At 35.2% G+C, this 23101-nt stretch carries 18 protein-coding genes; 15 read left to right on the top strand and 3 right to left on the bottom strand.

Features of this window, described 5'->3' with window-relative positions:
* Positions 1 to 68 precede the first annotated feature (68 nt).
* From CEQ83_RS14250 to CEQ83_RS14220, 7 genes are all read left to right on the top strand, one after another.
* Complete coding sequence (locus CEQ83_RS14250; RefSeq protein WP_028412894.1) at positions 69 to 1394, top strand: FAD-binding oxidoreductase; 1326 nt, start codon at positions 69 to 71, stop codon at positions 1392 to 1394.
* Complete coding sequence (locus CEQ83_RS14245) at positions 1395 to 2756, top strand: (Fe-S)-binding protein (protein WP_154990394.1); 1362 nt, start codon at positions 1395 to 1397, stop codon at positions 2754 to 2756.
* On the top strand, positions 2740 to 4191 hold the full coding sequence (locus tag CEQ83_RS14240) for an FAD-linked oxidase C-terminal domain-containing protein (RefSeq protein WP_033579382.1): 1452 nt from the start codon (positions 2740 to 2742) through the stop codon (positions 4189 to 4191). Before CEQ83_RS14245 ends, CEQ83_RS14240 begins: the two co-directional genes overlap by 17 nt.
* Positions 4192 to 4362: 171 nt before the next feature.
* The gene (locus CEQ83_RS14235; RefSeq protein WP_155017356.1) at positions 4363 to 6540 is read left to right on the top strand and encodes a malate synthase G; all 2178 of its coding nucleotides are present in this window, start codon (positions 4363 to 4365) and stop codon (positions 6538 to 6540) included.
* Positions 6541 to 6647: 107 nt separating this feature from the next.
* Entirely contained in the window at positions 6648 to 7424 is a 777-nt protein-coding gene (locus tag CEQ83_RS14230; protein WP_155017355.1) for a fumarylacetoacetate hydrolase family protein, read from the top strand.
* A gap of 53 nt (positions 7425 to 7477) precedes the next feature.
* A complete protein-coding gene (locus CEQ83_RS14225) occupies positions 7478 to 8272 on the top strand; it encodes an IclR family transcriptional regulator (RefSeq protein ID WP_155017354.1) in 795 nt (264 codons plus the stop codon).
* Positions 8273 to 8415: 143 nt separating this feature from the next.
* Entirely contained in the window at positions 8416 to 9648 is a 1233-nt protein-coding gene (locus CEQ83_RS14220; RefSeq protein ID WP_033579379.1) for an aminopeptidase, read from the top strand.
* A 60-nt stretch (positions 9649 to 9708) separates the two neighbouring features.
* Here the strand turns inward: CEQ83_RS14220 and CEQ83_RS14215 are convergent, their stop codons facing one another.
* Positions 9709 to 10833 carry a site-specific integrase gene (locus CEQ83_RS14215; protein WP_155017353.1) on the bottom strand — a complete coding sequence of 375 codons (1125 nt, stop codon included), beginning with the start codon at positions 10831 to 10833 and terminating at the stop codon, positions 9709 to 9711.
* Between the two features lie 882 nt (positions 10834 to 11715).
* On the opposite strand from CEQ83_RS14215, the gene CEQ83_RS27815 reads away from it, so the two are divergent.
* Complete coding sequence (locus CEQ83_RS27815) at positions 11716 to 12042, top strand: HNH endonuclease (RefSeq protein ID WP_409339060.1); 327 nt, start codon at positions 11716 to 11718, stop codon at positions 12040 to 12042.
* 41 nt (positions 12043 to 12083) lie between these two features.
* The gene (locus tag CEQ83_RS14205) at positions 12084 to 13184 is read left to right on the top strand and encodes a DUF7487 domain-containing protein (RefSeq protein WP_155017351.1); all 1101 of its coding nucleotides are present in this window, start codon (positions 12084 to 12086) and stop codon (positions 13182 to 13184) included.
* Positions 13185 to 13356: 172 nt separating this feature from the next.
* Here the strand turns inward: CEQ83_RS14205 and CEQ83_RS14200 are convergent, their stop codons facing one another.
* On the bottom strand, positions 13357 to 14028 hold the full coding sequence (locus CEQ83_RS14200) for a helix-turn-helix domain-containing protein (protein ID WP_155017350.1): 672 nt from the start codon (positions 14026 to 14028) through the stop codon (positions 13357 to 13359).
* 453 nt (positions 14029 to 14481) lie between these two features.
* Between CEQ83_RS14200 and CEQ83_RS14195 the strand changes: the two genes are divergently transcribed.
* The 4 genes from CEQ83_RS14195 to CEQ83_RS14180 all read left to right on the top strand — a co-directional run bounded on the left by CEQ83_RS14195 (position 14482) and on the right by CEQ83_RS14180 (position 19445).
* Positions 14482 to 14844 (top strand): hypothetical protein, encoded by a 363-nt coding sequence (locus CEQ83_RS14195; RefSeq protein WP_155017349.1) that lies wholly within the window; start codon positions 14482 to 14484, stop codon positions 14842 to 14844.
* Positions 14845 to 15154: 310 nt separating this feature from the next.
* Positions 15155 to 16018, top strand: a complete 864-nt coding sequence (locus CEQ83_RS14190) for a hypothetical protein (RefSeq protein ID WP_155017348.1) — start codon at positions 15155 to 15157, stop codon at positions 16016 to 16018.
* A 231-nt stretch (positions 16019 to 16249) separates the two neighbouring features.
* A complete protein-coding gene (locus CEQ83_RS14185) occupies positions 16250 to 17980 on the top strand; it encodes an ATP-binding protein (RefSeq protein WP_155017347.1) in 1731 nt (576 codons plus the stop codon).
* A gap of 571 nt (positions 17981 to 18551) precedes the next feature.
* A complete protein-coding gene (locus CEQ83_RS14180; protein ID WP_194273192.1) occupies positions 18552 to 19445 on the top strand; it encodes a hypothetical protein in 894 nt (297 codons plus the stop codon).
* A gap of 88 nt (positions 19446 to 19533) precedes the next feature.
* Here the strand turns inward: CEQ83_RS14180 and CEQ83_RS14175 are convergent, their stop codons facing one another.
* On the bottom strand, positions 19534 to 20454 hold the full coding sequence (locus tag CEQ83_RS14175) for a P63C domain-containing protein (RefSeq protein WP_155017345.1): 921 nt from the start codon (positions 20452 to 20454) through the stop codon (positions 19534 to 19536).
* A 406-nt stretch (positions 20455 to 20860) separates the two neighbouring features.
* On the opposite strand from CEQ83_RS14175, the gene CEQ83_RS14170 reads away from it, so the two are divergent.
* Positions 20861 to 21820, top strand: coding sequence for an HNH endonuclease (locus tag CEQ83_RS14170; RefSeq protein ID WP_228123009.1), 960 nt, complete (start codon positions 20861 to 20863; stop codon positions 21818 to 21820).
* Between the two features lie 61 nt (positions 21821 to 21881).
* Positions 21882 to 23045 (top strand): hypothetical protein, encoded by a 1164-nt coding sequence (locus tag CEQ83_RS14165; RefSeq protein ID WP_155017343.1) that lies wholly within the window; start codon positions 21882 to 21884, stop codon positions 23043 to 23045.
* The last annotated feature ends 56 nt before the right edge of the window (positions 23046 to 23101 follow it).

Below are 23101 nucleotides of genomic sequence, written 5' to 3'. Positions count from 1 at the left end.
TACATGGCACTTCTGTATGTTATTAGTGAAACGTTGTTTGCTATTACAAAACGAGAGGAGTCAATTTATTGAGTACGTTAGAACTTCCAGGTCATTTAAAATCCATTTTATCTCATCCTTCCACACTTGAAGAACAGCATATGAATCACTTCCTTGGAAATAACGGGTCCGTGCATGTTAAGCCAACTTCAGAACAAGAAATAGCAGCCGTTTTAAGGTATGCGGCGGAACACGGAAAAAAAGTCGTCATTGAAGGGAACGGTACCAAAAAAGGCTTTGGCGGGCTTATAGACACAGCAGATCTTTTGCTTTCGCTGACTGAATACAGCGGAATTGTTGAACATACAGTAGGCGATATGACGGTTACTGTAAAAGCTGGTACGCCGTTTGGAGAGCTGCAAACGTATTTAAAAACGTACAATCAGCAAGTTTCACTTGATCCAGCTCTAGGAGACTACGCTACAATCGGCGGAGTTATTGCAGCGAATGAAAGTGGCCCAAAGCGCTTGTCTTATGGATCAGCTCGAGATGCAGTAATCGGTATGAGAGTCGTATATTCAGATGGAACCATTGTTCGTTCAGGGGGAAAAGTCGTCAAGAACGTGGCTGGCTATGATATGAATAAGCTGTTTATTGGTTCAATGGGAACGCTCGGCGTTATATCCGAAATAACGTTAAAGCTGCGTCCGCTGCCCAAGTATCAAAGCGTTCTTTTTCTTTCTTTTTCAACAGGCAATATCGAAGAAATTCATGCGTTTGTTAGCAAAGTCTTAGACTCCATGATAGAGCCCGTTTCCTTGGAATTATTAAATCCTTCTCTAGCTGAAGATGTAATAGGGCAGCATCTGTTTACGCTTGTAATCAGCTTTGAAGATGTGGAAAGTTCCGTTCATTATCAAGAGAATTACATCAAAAGCATTCAGCCGTCTGATACGATTTTAAAAGTGCTTCATGAAAAAGAAGCCGAAGTATTTTGGGGATTTTTTAGTAACATTAGTCCAAATGGTGCATGCTGTTCTTCCGAAGAGGAAACGGAAGCCACTTTAAAAGTCGGTGTACCAAATATGAATGTACTTGACGTGATAAACAAAAGTACTGCTTTAAAAACATCCCTTCCAATGCTGGTAAAAGCACATGGAGGAGTTGGACACGGTCTTTGCTCAGTCTACATAAAGGGCTCAGAAGAAGCCATTCTTTCCGTTATCACTTCATTTACTGAAACGGCTAAAACGTACGGAGGATATGTGGTCGTTAAACATTTGCCTTTTATACTGCGTCAAAAAGTCAATGTATGGGGAGAAAAACCTTCTCATTTTCCGTTACTAGCAGGAATTAAAGCAAAGGTGGACGCTAAAAATGTGCTTAACTATAAACGATTTATAGGAGGAATCTAAGTGAATTCAGCGAAAGCGGATATCAAAGATGCTCCATGTCAAAGCGTTAGCAATTATTTGTGGAAAGACGCGCCAGACGAAAAAAAATGGGCGGATTGTGTACACTGCGGAATGTGCTTGGAGTCTTGTCCTACTTACGAAATAACGGGGCAAGAACAGCATTCACCAAGAGGACGCGTGCACCTTATCAAATCGGTAGCAGAAGGAAAGATAAGCGTGAATGAGCAGTTTACAGATCCTGTATTTGCTTGTTTGGACTGCCGTGCCTGTACAACTGCTTGTCCTGCAAATGTAGACGTTGGCGGACTCATTGAAGAAGCTCGCGGCCAAATTCGTCAGGCGATGCCTTTGACGGGATGGAAAGGAATGATCAGCAAGTTTTTTCTAAAGGAACTTTTTCCTCATTCCCATCGCTTAGAAGCTGCAGGAAGTCTATTAAAGTTGTATCAAAAAAGCGGGATGCAAAAAATGGTTCGCACAACAGGCATGTTAAATATGATGCCAACACATCTAGCAGAAATGGAACATGTAATGCCTAAAATTACCCGTTCTGTTCGAAAAAAATATAAAAAAGAACGCGTTCTAAAAGCAAAAGCCGAAAGAAAAGCCGAAGTTGCTTTTTTAACGGGCTGCATTATGGACGTCATGTTCAGTGATATTAACGAAGCGACTCTTAATGTATTAAGAAGAAACGGAAACGACGTTGTTATTCCTCATTCTCAGACGTGCTGTGGTGCTTTGCACGTTCATGCAGGAGACCGAGACATGGGAAGGCAGCTTGCCAAAAAAAATATAGAAGCGTTTCAGCATGCCGATACCATTATTGTAAACGCTGCGGGATGCGGCTGCATGTTAAAAGAGTATCCTGAACTATTTAGAGAAGAAGAGCAAGAGTGGCTTGAAAAAGCCGAAGTCTTTGCTAAAAAAGTCCAGGATATTTCAAAATACCTTCACGATACGGGATATCGCCCTCCGCAGGCGAAGCTGCATACGCGCATTACGTATCACGACGCTTGTCATTTAGCTCATGGTCAAGGAGTTAGAGAAGAACCAAGAGATATTTTGCTTTCTATTCCGGGAGTTGAAATGGTTCATATGGCTAACGCAGACAGATGCTGTGGAAGCGCAGGAATTTATAATTTAACAAACCCTGACATGGCGGGAGCCGTGCTTCAAAATAAAATGGAAAATGTGCCCCCTGACGTAGAAATGATTTCAATGGGAAACCCAGGATGTATGCTGCAGATGGCAGTAGGAGTGAAAAAATATGGACGAAGTCAGCAAATTGTTCACACGGTACAGCTTTTGGAGTGGGCCTATCAAAAAGAAGAGGAGGAAGCGCATCGTGTTGAAGAAAAATAGAATAAAAGATCTTCACGTGAAAAATCTTTCTCAACTAGTAGATGCTCATTCTATTTTGTATCACAAAGAAGATTTACTTGCGTACGACTGCGATGGGTTTACTATTCACAGACACTTGCCTAAAGCGGTGTTATTTCCTAAAAATACGAAAGAAGTTTCTAGCATTGTTAAATACTGCAATGAACATGACTTGCCTTTTCTTGCAAGAGGAGCAGGCACAGGACTGAGCGGAGGAGCGATTCCGCTTAATAACGAAGTGATTATTAGTTTAGTAAAAATGAAGCGGCTGCTTAGCGTCGACTATGAAAACAGACGTGCCGTTGTAGAGCCCGGATTTATTAATCTTAAGTTAACTAATTCAATCTCTGAAAAAGGATATTATTATGCACCCGATCCTTCGAGTCAGTATTGCTGCACCATTGGTGGAAATGTAGCGGAAAACGCGGGAGGGGCACACTGTCTAAAATATGGCGTAACTACCAACCATATTTTAGGGCTAGAGGTGGTGCTTCCAAATGGAGATGTGATTGAACTTGGCAAGCAAGGTATTCCAGATGAACCGGGATATGATTTATTAGGACTTTTAACAGGATCAGAAGGGACGTTAGGAATCGTTACAAAAATTACGGTGCGCATTTTGAAAAACCCCGAAGCCAAACAAACGGTACTTGCCTATTTCGACCGCGTAGAAGACGGCAGTCAAGCGGTATCCGACATTATATCAGCCGGCATTGTGCCGGCTGCGCTTGAAATGATGGATAAAACCGCCATTGAAGGAGTGGAAGCTGCTGCGTTTCCAGTCGGACACCCTAGAGATATTGAAGCTCTTTTATTAATTGAAGTAGACGGCATTTCAGCCGGTATCGAAGAGCAAATTCTACGTATTTTAGACGTATGCAAAAAACAGAACGTACGGGAAGTGAAAGTAGCTGAAAGTGAAGAAGAGCGCGCCAGGTGGTGGGCAAATCGCAAAACAGGATTTGGAGCGATGGGAGCTATATCCCCTGACTACCTCGTACAAGACGGCGTTATTCCAAGAAGTAAACTGCCTCAAGTGCTGAAGCGAATCAACAAAATTAGCGAAGAATCTGGCCTTCGCATTGCCAATATTTTTCACGCTGGAGACGGGAACTTGCATCCGCTTGTATTATTTGATGCTAGAAAGCCAGGGGAAACTGAAAAAGCACTCGACGCCGGAAGCGCATGTTTGCAAGTATGTGCAGAAGTAGGAGGAACGATTACCGGCGAACACGGCGTGGGCATTGAAAAAAAAGAAGAAATGCGATTTGTTTTTAATGAAGATGAAATTCAAGCACAAACGAATATACGAGAAGTATTTAATCCTAAAAATCTATTAAATGCAGGAAAGCTTTTTCCAAGTCCGAGCCGCTGCGCTGAAGTCAAAAAAGAAAAGAAAAAAGTGGGTTATTTTTAGAAAATTCTTGAAAATACATTCGCTCGATGATATGATTTTTTTAACAAAAATAAAACGCTGTTTTGTAATAAGAAACAGTACCGCATATGTTCGTCTTAACCATTTTGGCAAAAAGAATTGAAAGCGCGTCCAAATTTAAAAATGTAAAGAAGTAAGAGGAGGAAACAGACGGTGACAAACTACAAACAAGTTGGAAATCTGAAAGTAGCTCCAGTTCTCTATCAATTTATTAATGAGGAAGCTCTCCCGGGCAGCGGCCTAAGTACAGAAAATTTTTGGTCTGATTTTGAAGCGTTAGTAACTGAGTTAACACCCGTAAATAAACGTTTGTTAGAAAAGCGTGATCAGCTTCAAGCTCAAATTAATGCATGGCATCAAGAAAATCCTGACGGTGACTTTAACGAATACAAATCGTTTTTAACGAGAATTGGCTATTTAGAAGACAAGGCAGAAGATTTTCTTATTGGTACAGAAGGAGTAGACAGCGAAATTGCCTATCAAGCGGGACCACAGCTTGTGGTACCAGTGAATAACGCTCGGTATGCTATTAACGCTGCTAATGCACGCTGGGGTAGTCTCTATGATGCACTTTACGGCACTGATGCAATCAGTGAAGAAAATGGAGCTTCGCGCACGAGTTCTTATAATCCAATTCGAGGAGAAAAAGTTATTGCGTTTGCAAAGAATTTTCTTGATGAAGTTATTCCGCTCGTTCAGTCTTCTCATGCAGAAGTGGTTCAGTACAGTCTTGAAAATGGAAAGCTTGTTGCTCAATTAAACGATGGCAGTTTAACAGAGTTACAGGAAGAAGATAAATTTGTAGGGTATCAAGGAGAAGAAGAAAGCCCTGATGCTCTTTTATTCAAAAACAACGGCCTGCATTTTGAAGTTCAAATTGATCGTACGGATTCGATTGGTAAAACAGACGATGCGGGTGTAAAAGATATTTTAATGGAAGCAGCTCTTACGACGATTATGGACTGTGAAGATTCAGTAGCGGCAGTAGACGCAGAAGACAAAGTAGACGTTTACCGCAACTGGCTGGGATTAATGAAAGGTGATTTGACGTCTACTTTTAAAAAAGGAAGTCAAAACATGACAAGGCGTTTAAATCCAGACCGTATCTATATTTCTCCTGACAAGGAAAAGATTTCACTGTCTGGCCGTTCGCTTATGTTTGTTCGAAACGTCGGGCATTTAATGACAAACAGCGCTGTTTTGGATCAAAATGGCAACGAAATCTATGAAGGTATTTTAGACAGCGTGATTACTAGTTTAATTGCCAAACACACCTTGCTTAAAAACGGTACGTATCAAAATTCTAAAAAGAGCTCTATCTATATCGTTAAACCGAAAATGCACGGCTCCAAAGAAGTGGCTTTTGCCAACACGTTATTTAATTCAATTGAAGATATGCTAGGGCTTGAGCGTCATACGATTAAAATTGGCGTAATGGACGAAGAGCGCCGCACAACGCTTAATTTAAAAGCGTGCATCAAAGAAGTAAAAGACCGAGTGGCGTTTATTAATACTGGATTTTTGGATCGAACAGGTGACGAAATTCACACTTCTATGGAAGCAGGCGCTGTTATTCGTAAAAATGATATGAAGGCGTCTAAATGGCTTCAAGGCTACGAGCAGTCTAATGTAAATGTAGGGTTAGCAAGCGGATTCCAAGGCCGCGCTCAAATCGGAAAAGGAATGTGGGCAATGCCGGATATGATGGCCGAAATGCTGAAACAAAAAGTGGGGCATTTAAAAGCAGGAGCGAATACGGCATGGGTGCCTTCACCAACCGCAGCAACGCTTCATGCTCTTCACTATCATCAAATTGATGTAAGAGATGTTCAAAACGAATTGCTTACTAAGTCCACTGATTTACAAGATGACATTTTGCAAATTCCTGTGGCCGAAAAACCAAATTGGAGCAAAGATGAAATCCAGCAGGAGCTAGACAACAACGCTCAAGGAATACTCGGCTATGTAGTAAGATGGGTCGACCAAGGAGTAGGGTGCTCAAAAGTACCAGATATTAATAATGTAGGGCTAATGGAAGACCGGGCAACGCTTCGTATTTCCAGTCAGCACGTAGCCAACTGGCTTCATCATGGAATTTGTACAAAAGAACAAGTAACGGAAACGCTAAAGCGAATGGCAAAAGTAGTGGATCAACAAAATGAAAATGATCCTCTGTATCAGCCAATGTCATCGAACTACAGCGCATCCATTGCTTTTCAGGCAGCCTGCGATTTAGTATTTCAAGGCTATGATCAGCCAAACGGCTATACGGAGCCCATTTTACACCGCCGTCGTATCGAAGCAAAGGCAAAAGCAGCTATAAAACAGTAAAAAAAACGGCCTGTCAGCATAGAGATGGCAGGCTGTACTTACATCTTAAGAACCTGACTACCTACGATCCTTATTAAAACAAAGCAAATGGGAAAAGGAGCTATGTCATGAAATTTGTAAGGTTCGCTGTACAAGATAGCCGTCATACAGGTGTACTAAAAGAAGATACGATCAGCGTTATTGAAGGAAATATATTTGAGAAATGGAACTATACAGGACAGACTTTTTTAGTAAATGAAGTAAAGCTTTTGGCTCCTTTAGAGCCGAATCAAATTATTGGAATAGGCGCAAATTATGCAGCTGCAAAATCGGAGCTTCCAAAGGAAATGCCTTCTATTCCTGTCTTCTTTTTTAAGCCCACATCTTCTGTGATTGGCCCAAACGAAGACATTGTTATTCCAACTGCTATTAAGCACGTTAAGTTTGAATCTGAGCTTGCAGTTGTTATTGGAAAAGAAGCAAAGAACATCGCAAAAGAAGACGTACTGGATTATATATTTGGGTATACAATTGGAAACGATGTGACGGCGCCGGATTATTTTCATGAAGACGGGCACTGGACCATTGGAAAATCCTTTGATTCATTTACGCCTCTTGGACCCGTAATCGAAACAGAGCTTGATTTTAAGTCGATTCACGTAAAAGCGTTTTTAAATGGCGTTGAAAAACAAAACAGCTCGACAGATTTAATGATTATTTCTGTTGGAGAAATGATCGCTTACCTATCTACTGTTATGACCCTTAAGCCGGGAGATGTGGTTTTAACAGGAAGTCCGGTCGGCGCGGAACTTGTGAGCGCAAACGGTGTTATTGCATGCACCATCCGAGAAATTGGAACTCTCCAAAATCCATTTGTTGCAGAGAAAGAACGTGTAAACGTATAAAAGTGATAAAAAAATGCCCGGCAGTAAAATGACACATAGAGGAGAGAGGAAAAATGGAGAGAGAAAATATGGTTAAGTCTGTAAGCCGGGCATTGGATATTGTCACAATCGTCAGCATGGAAAGAGAAGGGGTAGGAGTTACAGAAATTGCAAAGCAAATGGATATTAATAAAAGCTCCGTATACCGTATTCTAACTACTCTTGCTCAGTATGGCTATATTGAACAAGATCAAGAAAGCGGTCGGTACAAGCTTGGGTATAAGTTTTTAGAAGTAAGTTCAAAGCTTTTAGATTCGATTGATTTACGGACAGAAGCAAAGCCGTTTTTGCAAGAACTTGAAAGTGAAACAAATGAAGTTATTCATCTTGTTGTCTACGATCAAGGTGAAGTAGTGTATATTGAAAAGCTAGAAGGAAATCAGACGCTGCGCATGCACTCAAAAGTGGGGAAAAGAGCGCCTATGCACTGTACGTCTGTCGGTAAAGCTATCCTAGCTTTTTTACCGCTTAATACGGTAACAAGCATTCTTGAAAGAAAAGGCTTACTAGCGCATACCGATCACACTATTACAGATGAAGAAAGCTTTCTTCGAGAACTTTCAGAAGTAAAACGAAAAGGATATGCGCTGGATTTAGAAGAAAATGAATACGGAATTACTTGCATCGCAGCCCCTATTTTTGATCACCTTGGTCAAGTCGTTGCTGCAGTCAGCATTTCTGGTGCCACGATGCGTATGACCAATGAGCGATTAACGTACCTTCAAGAACGCATGGTTGATATAGGCAAGAACATTTCGGAGCGGCTCGGCTACAAAACCGAATCTGTAAAAGACAAAAGTTTGTTCTGATTCTTAAAGAACAAACTTTTTCTATATAATAATCTGTAAAATAACGTAATTATATTATGTAAACTATAGGCTAGGATTTTTAATTGATGTTTTATTCATGATACAATAAAGTTGTTAGAATATATACGTAAAGGAGATAAATTATGGAACAGTTTGAGCGCAATATTGAAAAGTACGCCGAGCTAGCTGTAAAAGTCGGTGTAAACATTCAAAAAGGGCAAGTATTAAACATTAATGCCGATATTTCTTCCGCTGATTTTGTTCGTGAAATTGCGAAAAAAGCGTACGAAGCCGGAGCAAAGTCTGTTGATGTAGACTGGCATGACGATCATTTAGTTCGTTTGAAATATGAAAAAGCGGATGAATCTGTATTTAATGAATTTCCTGCTTGGAAAGCTCAGGCAAGAGAAGAGCTTGTGAAAAACGGAGGCGCTGTTTTATCTGTAATTTCAAGCGGTCCTGACTTACTAAAAGGAGTAGACGGCAAACGTATTGCTGCGTTCCAAAAAGTAAGCGGAAAAGCAATGAAAAAATTCCGTGAAGCGATCCAATCTGATAAAATCAGCTGGTCCATCGTAGCTGTTCCTTCGAAAGACTGGGCAGCTAAAGTATTTCCTGACGTTCCAGAAGAACAGCAGCAAGAAAAACTATGGGAAGCTATTTTTAAATCTGTGCGCGTAGACCAAGAAGATCCAGTGGCCGCATGGGAAGAGCATAATGCTTCATTACATACAAAAGTAGATATTTTAAATGAAAAGAGATTTTCTAAGCTTCACTATAAAGCGCCAGGAACAGATTTAACAATTGAACTTCCTGACAAACATATTTGGGTGGGCGCAGGCAGTGTTAATGAAGACGGCAACTCGTTCATGGCCAATATGCCAACAGAAGAAGTATTTACACTTCCAAAAAAAGACGGCGTAAATGGTCAAGTAACAAGCACAAAACCGCTTAGCTACGCAGGAAACTTAATTGAAAACTTCACGCTAACATTTGAAAACGGAAAAATTGTGGATGTAAAAGCAGAAGAAGGCGAAGAAACGTTAAAGCACTTAATTGAAACAGATGAAGGTGCCAAATACTTAGGAGAAGTAGCCTTAGTACCGCATCAATCGCCAATTTCTCAGTCAAACATCATTTTCTACAACACGCTGTTTGACGAAAATGCATCCAACCATTTAGCCATCGGCAGCTCGTATTCCTTCTGTTTAGAAGGCGGAAAAACGATGTCTAAAGAAGAGCTATCACAAAACGGAGCAAACGACAGCATCACCCACGTTGACTTCATGATTGGCTCAGCTGAAATGGACATCGACGGCATTAAAGCTGACGGTACAAGCGAGCCTGTGTTTAGAAAAGGGAACTGGGCGTTTTGAATTAAACCTTGATGTAATAGGTTTTTAATCACCTTAACCTTTTGATTGGTCACAAGCTGGTCACATATTAACGAATAAGGTATTCAATTTATCAGCCACTTCTTGTTGCATACTCGGCAAGACGTGGCTGTATTGGTTTAATGTGATTTGAATAGAAGAGTGTCCAACACGTTCAGAGATAACCTTCACATTCACATTTTGCTGAATCAACATGGTTACATGCGTATGACGTAAATCATGAAACCGTATCACAGGTAGTCCAAGTTTTTTAGCATGGTTCTTAAATCTCTTTGATAAAGTAGATGAATCTAAAGGGTTACCGAACTTTGTACAGTTTACTAAGTCATAATCGTTATAAGCCGTACCTTGTTTAAGTTTGTTAGCTAATACTTTCTTACGCTCTTTTTTCAATTGATTAATGAGCATATCAGGAATATGAATAGAACGCACACCAGACGCTGTTTTAGCCCCTACCTTAAGTTCTTTTGCATACCCGTCATAGATTTGTCTAATATAGATAACCTGTTTTTCAAAATCAATATCTCTCCATCGTAGCCCCAGGATTTCTCCCTTTCGCATTCCAGTAAGCAGAGCCATGAGAACAATAGTATAATATCGATTTTGTTTAGCATGAGCAATGTAGTAATTTACTTGCTTCAAATCCCAAATGCTCATTTCAGACTTTACTTCTCTTGGTATATTCACATGTATTAATGGATTCTCAGAGATGAGCTTTAAACCATGTGCCTTCTTCATAAGCTGATTCATTAAGAATAAAAGCTTCCGAATAGAATTGTGACTAAGAGAAGAATCTGCTACTAAACTGTTAGTGAACTTTTGAAGAACGATTGGATTTAAATCTTGTAGCTTATAATGACCTAACTTAGGTTTAAGGTGATTTCTATATAAGCACTGATGGTTCTTTAGTGTACTTTTAGCTAACTGTGTCTGTCTTTCTATAAACCATTCCTTTATAAAACTGTCTAAATCAATTAGCTGTGGTTCTATAAAAGTACCTAAGTTTAACTCATTTAGCACAACTGCTAAAGCTTTTTCCGCTTCTTTCTTCGTTGTAAAGCCACGTTTTTTCTTTTGTCTTCGTTTACCTGTTAGTTCGTCTCTACCAATATCTACTATGAAATAATATTTACCTGTTGTTTTATCTTTTTTAATACTTCCTTGCATCTTAAGAGCCTCCTATATTGCTCTTAAGCATGTAATCATTAAAGGTTTTCTACTTATATTTTATCATATATATATTGGAAATAGATGAAGAGAAGCAGTTGGTTAATCAATTATTTATGCGCTACAAGAAAGCAAAAGGGGACATATAAAAATAATAAAATACGCTTTAGAAAATACTAGATGTTAAGAAATTTATCAATGTAACTATTTATTTTGCTGTAAATAAGGACAGGGGGGGATTTTCGACATTTTCAAGCTGTTTTCTAGAGGTAAACAGGTATAGTACCTATATCCACACAGTATGATATAAAAGCATAATCTGACACGATAAATGATCTTAAAGCATTGATGTATATAATATTTATTTTGTCCATAACATCTTGAACAGCAATTCTAAATAGATAACTAGTTTAAGGAATTTTACTATTGTTTTATTAGAAAACGATAAAAATTAGAGTAATATCCAGAGTTAGAAATAAAAAGAAGTTTTACGACTCTTAATAATATATTTGAATAACTTTGTCTAACAGAGATATTTTTTTGTAAATTAGATAAATTAAACAAAAATATTGATATTAAAGAAATTGCAATAATTTTGTTTAATGGTAAAATTTTGAAATTATATATTTTTATGTTATGATGATATATGAATTTAAATTTAATTTTCACTACAAGGAGTGATAGTTTATCAATGAATATTGTAAATTGTATAAAGCTTGTTCAATTTGTAAAAGAGTAAGGTATCATTCTAGGTTTGTTTCCAACGGTCGTGATAAAAGCCATAGAAAACCTTATTGTCATGATTGTAGATACTTTAAAAGATTTGGCTCTAAGGATATCTTTAATACTAAAAAATTAAAAAAATCCAAAATAAAAGTCACAATGAAAATTAGATCAAACAGAAAAGTATTTTATAAGGTTTCTTATGAAGAAGCTGTAAACATGGTAAAAGAGAAAAGGGCTGGAATTGTAAACGACTCATGCATTCACCAATTTGATTTTAGAGATGTAGTACTAAATAAATATAAAAATACTTGCTGTTATTGTGGCTCAAAAGGAAATACGATAGATCATGTAATTCCTCGTTCTAAAGGTGGCAAGACTAACCTAGACAACTTGGTGTGCGCCTGTGAACAATGCAATACAGAAAAAGCAAATCTCTATTTTGATGAATTTCTAAACATTAAAACAACTACTAATAACTATTAAGGTTAAGCTATATTAAGAGCCTTTAGTTAGGAGAAAAGTTAATGATACTTACAAAAATAATACAGGTAAGGTGGCACAGTAAAACAAAATCACATTACGATAAGATATTAAATTCCGAGGGATGCCAAAAATATATATTTACAAGGTTTGGAAAGGAATTTGAAGTAAAGTTTAAAGATATTCATCCAAATTGCACAGCTGAAATAGAGTTAAGATGCGATTATTGTTTAATAGAACATACAAAAATTTATCGTAATTGGAAGATTCATTTCGATAAATCAGGCATAAAAAAAGATGCATGCAATAAATGCCGTGGAAAGAAAATAGCGGAAAGTAATTTACTTGTATACGGAACTACAAATGTGATGCACCTTGGAGAAACGAAGAATAAGCTTATTCAGACCAATATGAAAAGGTATGGTGTTTCTAATGCTTCTCAAAATAAGGAAATAATAGAGAAAATAAAAGAAACATCATTAAAGAAATACGGTACTGAATATTATTTTCAAACAGATGATTTCAAAGAAAAGTATAGAAAATCCATGCAGAAAAGATATGGTGTCAATAATTCATTTCAGGCAAAAGAAGTTAAAGAAAAATCAAAACAGACTATGCTTAAAAATTATGGTGTTGAGTACAATATGCAAAATGCTAACATACGCAAAAAAGCTGTTACATCCATGTATAAGAAGGGAACTACTCCCACATCAAAGCCTCAGTTATATTTACATGGAATTTTAGGTGGGTTATTAAATTACCCTTTTGAAAGATACAACTTAGATATTGCTTTTCCTGAAAATAAAATAGCTATTGAATACGATGGTGGTGCGCACGATTTGAAAGTTAAATTAGGGGGTATTACCCAAGAAGAATTTAAAAGAAGAGAAATCATAAGAGGAACATATTTAAAAAGAGAGGGATGGAAGTTAATTAAGATAATCTCAAAATACGATATATTACCTTCTAAGGTGGATTTACTGAAGATGGTTAAAGATTCACAAATAGTATTTTCTCGAGGGAATACTTGGGTTAAATTCAACATTGATAATTCAACGATTTCCTATAATAACCATAAAGAAGAGTATAAAATTACAAAGGTTCAACAATATAAACAATATATAAAGAAAATAGAAAGTGATTGAGCCTCAAAACGAACTAATAAAATTTTTTCTTTATAAAGGAGGAGTAATAATAAATATAGTAGAAATGATCGTAAGTTCCAAACAATCCTTTGATTTATAAGAGGTTTGTAATAACTTTAGAGAGCAGTCATACGGTAGGTGTGCTGCTCTTCTAAATATGATTAAAACTTGCCTATATTTGTTCTTTGTTTTGATTAAGCTTTCTTACTTCTTCTTTCACAGCTTTTAGTATCTTTTCCTTACTCTCCTCACTAAGTACACTTAAATCATCCTTAAATATTCCTACAAAAAAATTAAAATTTTCTCTATTTTTTCTCATTGATGTTATTAAAGAATGCAGGTTCTCGATGACGCTCTCAAAAGTTTGTGCATTTTTTTCAATATTAAATGTAAGCTCCCTTTTAATTTCTTCGTTTTTCTCATCTAATTTTTGTATTAATTCTATCATCCATTTACTTGTAATATCAAGCCTATCTGCTTCAAACTTACATGCTTGATGATCCTGATTTGTTTCTATGTTTTGTGATTTCTTGCATAACATTTCTTCGATTTCTGCAGCTCTCTTTTTCTCCCAGTTTTCAATCTCTTCTTCATCAAATTTCATCCTTTGTGGTGATTTAATTTGATAAAAATTATATAAAAAATCTTCAATAGTATCATCTGTAAATTCTAAATGCTTCATTATATCGTAAGCTGTATTATAATCTGGTTTTTTAATTAATCCTCTTTCCAATTGAGAAATATATGTTTCCGCTTTTCCAATCAAGCGAGATAACTCTCTAGAACCAATGTTTTTCTTTGTTCTCAATGCTTTAATATCTCTACCAAAATTATTAATATTCATATCTATAGCTCCTCAAATAAACAAATTGAATTGTAGTATACGTAAATTATAACAAAGAATGTAATATAAAGCTGCCTTTTGTAAATTAAATCAAAATAAAAATAAATTAATTATTTACACTGTAGCATAAATATGCTACACTTCTCAAGTGAAGAAATTAAGCAACCCTATCTACACCTATACAGTATTAAAAATTCCGATACGATAAGAATAAAAGCCGCATTACTTATAGGTGAAAATAGTTATTACCCTTACTTTATATATATTTTGTCGATAAGTAAAAGTCATTAATCGAAATAAGCAAAGAGTCTTAAAAATGTATAAAGCACATTTTAAACTACAAAAATCCCTTTAAAATGTATTGTGAATTCAAAATAAAATGTGAAAAAACATGCATGCTATAAAATAAAACTAATAAAAGCTCATAGGCATGAATGAGTAAAAGGAGATTATATGAAACTATTAGAAGAACTTACTACTATGGAAGAAATGGTACAGGCATTAAAAGAGAACAGTATTAAGTATAACTGTAAAATAATAGGCTTTGAAGTTCACAAAGATACCTATATAAAGAACGATGTTTCTGTAACGTGGTGGGACTACCGTGGTCGTCAAAAGCCAGCAGATATAGTGATAACATGTTCTAGTCAAGAAGAGCAAGAACATGTTTATGCTAATTGGTGGTTAGCGATTGAGAAAGCTGGTGGTAAGACAAGAAAGACTTATGAAGAAGAGAAAGAGGAAGCGGCTAAACGTAGACATGAATCACGATTAGAAGAAGCTCCTGATTGGATGAAGAAGTTAGGAATCTATTAGAAGCAAAAACATTAATGTGTACAAAAATGTGTATATTTTTGTACACATATTTTTGAAACACAAGAATTCAATGTACAATTTTATACTTTTAATTCAAAATCTCAAAATTCAATGTACAAAATTGTACACATAGTGGGGGTGTTAAATAGATAAACCTATTATATTGAAAAACAATTAAAAAGAGACATATAGCCGCCCTACGCAGGGGGGATATAACTTTAGCTTTTTAAATTTAAAATTGAAGTGAGGGATACCAATATGACTACTATTATTAATAGTGAAACTTAGTCATAAGAAAGTAGAATTTATTTTGTCAACAAAAAATACTGATAAGCCATACATTATAATTCCAAATGCAATCGTTCGTAATAATAGTATCCCAAATATAAGTAAAATGATTTACACCTCTTTGACAATGAGCCTCAATATAAATCAAACTCGATTATTTCAGCAAACAAGCATCAACGGATTATTAGGCGTAGTAGGTTATAACCAGCGTAGTGAAAATCAAACACTAGTGAGAAAAGGATTAGTAGAACTTGAAAAATTAAGTATTATTAATATTTACTCAGACTTTTCATTAACAAAACAGATAAAACCAGTTGTTTTAAAAGGAAATACAATGTTCTTTGTTCAATTCAATAGAGATTATGTGATGAGCAAAGAGTTTACAGACAACTTTAGTCATGAAGAAGTAGATAAAGAGTTAATTAATAATTATGGATTAACCTATACAACTGTATACATGGATGATGCTGTTAAGCTATTCGCCTTTCAATCAAAACATAATAAAGCTAACTTGCTATCCTGCTATCTAATGGCTATTTCAAGAGCTTTAATTGGGAACGTGGGAGATTTTTATTCAACAGAAACTATTGAAAGCATAAGCAAATACGCAAATGTACATGAAAAAACAGCTTTTACTTATATTAGAGCTTTGTTTGAAGCAGAACTGTTATTCAAATTGACTTTGCGTGAAACCGTACGAAAAACAGGAGAAATACGTGATCACAATGTATATTCAAGGTGGTGTGATAATAAAGCAATAATTGCTGCAATCGAAGGTAACGATTGGTTTCTAGATAAGACATTACTGAAAGTTGGTAATAAGATTCTATCCGAAGAACAAAGAAATTTATTAAAGAATCAATCAAGAAAAATACTAGGCTTATGAGAGGTGTACTAATTAATCAATAACAATCAAAGGAGTGTCTCAAAGCCTCTCCTTTTTATGTGCCAGAAAAAGAAAATAAATATATTTAGAAATTGAAAGAAAATTATGTTAAAGGAATACCGAATAGCGTTGTGGAAATTAAAAGGTTGTTACCTATTATACTAATGACTACTAGAATTATAAGGTTTATTATAATAATAAGATAATAGAACTTTATAAAGGAGAATGTTAATGAGTCAATTGAATCAATATATTAAAACTAATGAATTTACAATAAGACCAAAGGTAGATGAAACACAGGAATTTATTGAAATTGCAAATGATTTCTCTAATCCACTTGAATTAGTTAGAGAGGCAATTAGTAACTCTTTTGATGCAAAGAGCAATAAAATTTGGATATCCTTTCAAGTGATTCGAGAATATGGAGAGAGTATTTTAGAAATTAAAATAAAGGATAACGGAAAAGGAATGGATAAGGAAGGGTTACACTCTTTTTTTGATTTGGGTAACTCTTTAAGAAGAGGAGATAGCACAACCATTGGAGAAAAAGGACACGGAACGAAAGTTTATTTAAATAGTAGAAGCATCGAAGTAATTACGAAAAGGGGGAAAGAAAAGCACACTGCTAAAGTAATTGAGCCTTACAGAACGTTGTATGATAGGAAGATTCCAATCATTCATGTGATAAAAGAAACTCTTGATGTTAGTGATTACGGAACAGAGATTATCATTAAAGGGTATAATAACAACCGAAGGGATAAGTTCACACATGAAATTTTAAAAGATTATATTAATTGGTTCACAAAATTTGGATCGGTTGAACTTCATTTTGACCAGGATGAGCTTAAAAATTCCAAATTGTATTTAAAAGGTTTAAATGTTACTGAATATGAAGAGGTATCTTTCGGTCATGTTTTCCCGATAGAAAACTACGACGTAAGTAAATTATTTGATGAATATATGGTCAAAGCTCCAGATTATTACTGTAAAAAAATTATTAAAGTGGGACAGCTTAAAAATTTCCCTGAAATTAAATATGAAGCTGTTTTTTATATCGAAGGAAATAAGGTTAAACAGAGTTACAACAACATGCTCAGACGAAAAGGCTATTCAGCGCCAACTGGTGCATATACCGTACAAGAAAGATACGGAATTTGGTTATGTAAAGATTACATTCCAATTCAAAAGAAGAACGAATGGGTTACATACAAAGGATCTGAATACACAAAATTTCACGCATTCTTTAATTGCCAGGATCTTAGGCTCACTGCAAATAGAGGGTCAGTAGACAACACACCTCAGGAAATATTAGACGACATTAGACAAGTGGTTTATGAAGAGATATATTCAAAAATTATTGAAGGTGATGATTGGAGACAGCTTGAATGGTTAGAAGAAGAGGCGAATGGTTATCGAACAACGGAAAAAGAGAATAAGGACTTTGAGTGGCGAAAAACTCGGATTAACAAATCAAATATTGCAATATATGAAGGACTAACGCTTGTTCAGCCTCAAAGAGAAAGTGGTGTTTTCGCCTTAGCTATCCAACTTACTACGGTGAAGCCAAGCATATTCCCTTTTCAAATTTTAGATTATGATACACATGCAGGAATAGATGTAATTGTAAAAGGGGATCACACAACACCAATTTATCACTCTAAACTTTATTATGTTGAATTCAAACAGTATCTACAGAATAGCTTCAATCATTCTTTTGTCAATTTGCATAGCATTATTTGTTGGGATACAGACATTAAGCATGGAGATATCATTGAAGATATTAATAAAGAAAAAAGAAAAATGATAATTTCACCTCCAACTCAAAGAGGAGAACACACAAAATATTTTCTAGATGAACCAAGAAACCCACATAAAATTGAAGTGTTTGTTTTAAAACATTACCTGAAAGAAAAATTGAACATTGAATTTAGACCAAGAACTTCAACCGAAGTTCATAATTAAATCAATAATAACGAAACGGTCATCTAAGAGATTAGAGGTTCTAGATGCAAAAATGAAAGAGGGGTTTATTAGCAGTAGATTAATTCTAACCATTCTTTTTTAATAGAATTTATTATCTGAAGTTCTAACATACCCCAATTTACTTATTGTCTCCAGAACATGCAATCGAACTTCAAAACTTACAAAACTTTGGTAATAGCCAAACGCAAATTAAACTAGATTAAAATGATATCGAAGAAGAGCAATTTACTAAACCTACAACAGGTTAACCTGCTCTTAGAAAGGACCTTTTAGCAATTGAAAAGAAACGTAATTATGTTGTGTTTCTAATAAACGTTTTTTAGTGAAGATCCATATTAAGAGGAAGAATCAATCTGCGTTTAGATGTTAATAACAGTTTTTATTACGTCTTAATCAATATGCTTTGTTTGACAAGGCTTATATTAGTTTTTAAAAGAATAAGGACACAAAAAAGAACTAGAAAGTAGAAGGTCTGTTCTGTTGTTTGAGGTTGAGCGAGTAAAGATTATTTCTCGTAAAAGAAAGATATCCTTTACAAGGGGGATAGATGATGCATGTGAATAATGAGAAAGAACTATATGAAACGTGTGTTGATTTTTTTCATTTTTCTTTACAATTAATAAGAGAAATTAGTCCTAGCAATAGAAACTTAAAATTTGCGGTCGTTAATATACAAATAACACTTGAGTTATTTATTAAATATTACTTAGTTCGCCAAGGTCATCTAGAAAATATCGCAGATATTAAGAATGGAAAGTTAAAAAATTATAAGAAATTCGATACTATTATGAATTATTACTTTAGCAATACTAAATGGTCATATGGTGAAAAGAAAGAACTAAAGAAAATCCTAGATGCTAGAAATCTTATAGTTCACAAAGGGTTAAGATCGGGTTGGGATAATGATTTGGCAATATATATAATAAAGTGCGTTCTATTTATACATGGGACAATGCTTAATAGTTTTGGCATATCTTTGCTAAAAGGTTACCCACAGCCTAATCCCATTTCAACCAACTTAACATGGAGAGAAGGAATTGAACAATCTATAGATAAGCTGAATACGAAACATAATTTTTCAGTTTTTCACTGTCCAGAATGTGGTGCATACTCACTTATTCCTTCAAATATAATTGGACTTGATTCGAACCCAGATGAATCACTGGAATGCTTATGCTGTTTTTATTTTTATAATATTGAAGCGGAAGCTGCAGTAATTAATTGTTATAAATGTTCAGAGTCAAAAAGTTATTTAATTGATAGACTAAATAGTGATGAACGTCAACAACACCTAGGTAAATGCTTAGAGTGCGGTATCAACACCCCAGTAAGGAAATGTTATGAGTGCGAACGCTTTTATCACCCTAATGACGGGGAATTTACATTTGATAATAACTATTTTTGTTCCAGTGATTGTAAAGAAATTTATGAAGAGTGTATGTAGAATATCTACAAAGAAGTTGATAGAAGATTCCAATGGAGTAAGTAAAGTTTTAATTAGAATGGGAGAGAGTATCCCCCTCCCATTCTAATTAAAAAAGATTTAATTGTTCAGGTATGTTTCTATTAAAAGAACGATTGAATAGCTTCTCAAACTCTTCCCAAGTGTCACTTGCACGCATTAAAGTAGTGGTCGATGTAATTTGCTTTTCTAAATGGCTTAATCCAACTTCAGAAGTTAACCATTGATGTAGCTTTTCATTGCCCGTTTTTCGTTCACGAACTTCTTTCATTACATCATCAGGGAGAAAATTATAAATGAATTCATTTGTGATCTTTGCTACAGTATGTGGTCTTTGGCTGCTACCTGTGTATTTCCAACTCTTTAAACGGAAAATTTCTATATAAAATTCCTCTGGAAACCTTCGCTCCCATGGTTGAAATAGCCCCTCTACGTAAAGGTTTAAGAGTTTTTGTAAAGCATCCTTCTCACGAAATTCTTGGTAACCAGTAATCTCATCGATAAAAGCATTTATTCCGACTTTTGAGAATGCTAAAGTAATATTATAGAGCCTTTCCGCTAAATCTTTCTGATATGACATGTTTGGCTTGTCAAAGATACTATCATTTTTCGCTTTATAAAACGCATCTGCTAAGTCAACTAGTAAGGTTGCCTTAAAAGCATGGAAAGGGTTTCCGCCTTCTGGTGGACGGATTTTTTGTACTTTTCCTTCGCTAGTTTCCTGCATCCATCTCTTTAAATCTTTACTGAGATAATCTTGAATGTAATTTGCACTTAGCATTCGTGGCAATGCCAATGCGCCACCGCCTTTTAAACCCATAGTTCTAGCCGTTCCTCTAAGAGAAAAGACCCGCTCTCCATTTTCTAGAACATAGCACTCTATGTTAATATCTGTTCCAGAAGGATTCCATTCCCCTTTATGAGTTGCTTGAATTATCTGTACATCAGTTTCAACAAAATCCTCCGAAGTTAAACCTCTTTTCTCTCCCATACAATAAACCTCCAAAACATTTCTAATTATTTACAAATCAATTATACACTATAACTACTATATTTTAGGCAATTAATTAGCTAGCTTTACATGATCTCAACTTCTAGTGGAAAAACTTAGTAGTACTGTGACAAGTTTTGAGATGAAACAATATCAAATCAAAAGGTGGAGAAACATATTGGCATAAATATCTAATAAAATTGTGATTTTATTGTTTTCTACAGATAAATTGGATATAGAATAGGTTAGAAGAACAAGTTTTAATACCCGCTCCTCTATTATAATATTTATGTAAAAGTATATGGTATAATAATCCTAAGTGACTATAAAAATACAGGTTATCTATTTAAAGTAATTAGTTCAGACTTCGTTTAAGAAAATTGTAAATTGGATGGGGGATCATGCTTTGACGAGTTATCTAATTCAATATATAGACCCAAAAGATAATGAGGGGGAAGAAGACCCACTTTTCTCGGAGTACACTTATGGAGATAAAGAGAACAGAGGAAACACTTTAAAAACTGAAGTTTTAAAAGGCGACTTTCTTTTTTTTAACAGAAGTATAGAAGATAAGGTCTGTATCACTGCATTTTACGAAGTCGTAGAGGTTTTGGAAATTCAAAAAGCAAAAATGGATAATTTAATCATGAGGAATTATAGAAATCCTCACTTGTTAAGGAGTAACATCCAGGAGAATGAAGTAATTGTTTTTGGCCATCCAGATAAATCAATGATATTAGATACTCCCTTAGAAGTTAACATGGCATTACTAGAGGAATTATCGATTAAATTAGAGCCTTCTCCAAATCAAACAGAAAAAGCAGCCATTTCATCAAGATTGAAAAATTATGGAAGGTTTATTCCGCTAGACGATTCACAAGTAAACATATTACTCGGGAAAGTGAATCCACTGCATACTACAAGTTTTCTAAAACTTCAGAAAGACTTAGAAATATCGATTGTCTTAGATAAAACTGAAAAAGATTTGGTTGTTAAAGCACGTATAGGACAGTCAATTTTTAAAAGGACTCTTTTAGCTGTAGAAAAGAAATGTCGGTTATGTGGTGTATCAGACGAACGATTTCTAGTAGCAAGCCATATTAAACCTTGGAGTCAATCAAATAATCAAGAAAGGTTAGATGTTGATAATGGTTTGCTACTATGTCCAAACCATGATGCTTTATTCGATAAAGGACATATTAGTTTTGATGAAGATGGTTTAATTTTGATTTCCGATAGCCTGGATAAGCATTCTAAGATTTTTCTTAATATCAATGAAACTATGAATATTAGAATGAAAGAAAGACAGAAGCAGTATATGAGATGGCATAGGGAGAATATATTTCATATCAAACAATATGAATAAATTCAAGAGATTATTTATAATGAGTCTCTTAACATAATTTAAAGTTGATCGAGGGAGAAAGATGAAAAAAAAACTATCTTTTAACATGAACAAGTTTGCCAACATTCCAGTCACTCTTCAAAAGACAGGTCACCCCAGTATACCAGTGGATTACATAACAATAGATGTTCGAGAGATTTGTCATTTCTTATATGTAGATGCATATGGTAGCTCCCCTCCTTTTTCACGTTCTCAACATTTGTTTGAACATTACAAACCCTTTATTACTAGAGATGAATATTTTAGGTTCGTAAGACGAGGGTTAGGTTCACATAAGGAGGTAAGAATAGGAGAAAGTAATAGATGGGGAAAAGCTTTTTGTAGGTGGTTTCTACACGAACATCTAGGAATCGATTATTTTGTACATATGGATGAAGTGCTTGATAAATCAATTTTAATAGAAGGAGGATATAAGATTGAAAGAAGTATCGTAGCTGGTAAGTCCGTTAACGGAGATACACCAGATTATATATGTGCTAAATCTGCAAGAGAAATATATATGGCAGAAGCAAAAGGGAGAAAAGACTCAATTAGTTTTGGAAATAAAGAATTTGTTAAGTGGCGAAATCAATTTAAAAGGGTAACTATTCGTGACAGTAGTGGATTAGCTCATTCTGTTAAGGGGTATATTGTAGCTACTAGGTTATTAACTAAGAACGAATACAAGACAGTAAAACCCAATTTACTAGCCGAAGACCCTTATACACCTGGTTTAGAAGATTTTAGAGAGTTAGATAATTGGCCTGAAGAAATAGGACAAATGATTATAGCAGGTCATTATGCTAATTTTCTTGAAATTTTAGGGATGTTTGAGTTAGGAGATGCTTTGAGGTTTAATTACACACTGCCAAGTGAGATTAAGATACCCGTTGGGGTGTGGAGGTCAATATTACCTAGTTTAAGAAATAAAAGGTTTGTTGGCATGTTTGTCCCTTGTTTTTCAAATTTCACATTAAATTATTTATATCCTGAGCTTAGACATGAATCTGCGGTTTTTATAGGAATTGATTTAGATATATTTCAAACAGTGCGTGATGCAACTATTGTGGGAAGAAGGATTTTAAGTCAAATTGAGAAGTTTCCTTTAAATGATGAACATAGGGCTGCTAATATTAGTATACTGAGAGACGGAACTATCATGACTCCATTACAAACAATGGAATTTGATGAACTGATATATATGTAAAGAATGGAAATATAAACTGACTAAATCTAAGGTTTTATCGAATCATTTATTGATAA

Source organism: Priestia megaterium (assembly GCF_009497655.1).
GTDB classification, from domain to species: Bacteria; Bacillota; Bacilli; order Bacillales; family Bacillaceae_H; genus Priestia; species Priestia zanthoxyli.
Note: the sequence above shows the minus strand (reverse complement) of the source record. Positions and strands in the feature narration are given on the sequence as shown.